The organism is Bradyrhizobium sp. IC4060 (assembly GCF_020193715.1).
Taxonomy (GTDB): Bacteria; Pseudomonadota; Alphaproteobacteria; order Rhizobiales; family Xanthobacteraceae; genus Bradyrhizobium; species Bradyrhizobium yuanmingense.
Genome location: NZ_JADYVJ010000058.1, coordinates 1 through 951, shown reverse-complemented (window position 1 = coordinate 951; position 951 = coordinate 1). Strand labels below are relative to the sequence as shown.

Annotated in this window: 1 protein-coding gene and 1 pseudogene; both read right to left on the bottom strand. The window is 54.8% G+C overall.

The features are described from left to right. Positions 1 to 95: 95 nt before the first annotated feature. Positions 96 to 326: a hypothetical protein gene (locus I6F16_RS38375; protein ID WP_346656634.1), complete on the bottom strand. Its 231-nt coding sequence runs from the start codon at positions 324 to 326 to the stop codon at positions 96 to 98. 414 nt (positions 327 to 740) lie between these two features. Then, positions 741 to 951, bottom strand: a pseudogene (locus tag I6F16_RS37450) (aspartate aminotransferase family protein); the annotation flags it as partial.

Below are 951 nucleotides of genomic sequence, written 5' to 3'. Positions count from 1 at the left end.
GCGCCGGGATCTGGCGCTGCGCTATGCCGATGGCTCCGCGCCAGCTCCCGTCGCTACCACCGCCCAACTGGGCAAATCCAATGGCTTGAGCGAACTCAGAACTGGATAAAATCTGGGGGCAAGGTCAGATGACGCCGCAAACTCATGGGCATGTGGTCATGAAGCTTGTCGAATTTCCCTCCGGACGCTGCACGAGCTCGACCGTCTTTGTTGGCAAGAATTGTTTTGGCAACTGGGTCGTCCGCGAACAGAATGGTAATTTTGGTGGCCTGTTCGCGAGCCGCGCGCAAGCGCTCAAATACGCGCTCTGTGAGAATGGCCAACATCCAGAAGCTATCCTGGAGGTATCTCGCGAGATCGAACTTGCTTTTACCACAGCCAGCACGAAGCGTGGTCCTAATAAATTGGCGCAATAACGAACGTTAAGCGAAAACAGACCGCCATGCTCTTATGTAAGCATGCAAAGTGGTTGTTGGACTATCACGAGCGGCGAAAACTTGGACGTCGGTCTTCCGCCAAGAGGACGGGAACCAAATCGGATCTTCCGTCGACGCTATCGCCACGCAGATTTACCTATGCCATATCCTCGGAAGGAATTCTGAACATTTTTCTGCGAGGCGGCCAGCTTGGGGGGCCTTCGACCTTTAAGTGACAGCTGTCGATATCGGCCCATTGATTTCATCTCAACAAACCATGATGCCGAAAAGAACTGCCGACACAGTGCGTTCATTTGCATACCGTTATCGGCCGAAAATGTCTTGATGGCTATCGAGAAAGCCGGCGAACACCTCCACGATGAACTCAGCGTCGGCGCGCGTCATCGGTGTCGAGATCGATGCGGCAGCACCATACGGCAGGACGATGCCGTTCTCCGCAAAGAAGCGTACGAGCTCCTTCATTCGACCTGCTCCGGCAGGCGTGAGATAGGCCTCGCGGTAGTCATTCGGGGTT

Bases quoted from the DNA above. Each gene is read 5' to 3' on its own strand.
- I6F16_RS38375 (WP_346656634.1), bottom strand. From the start codon at position 326: ATGTTGGCCATTCTCACAGAGCGCGTATTTGAGCGCTTGCGCGCGGCT.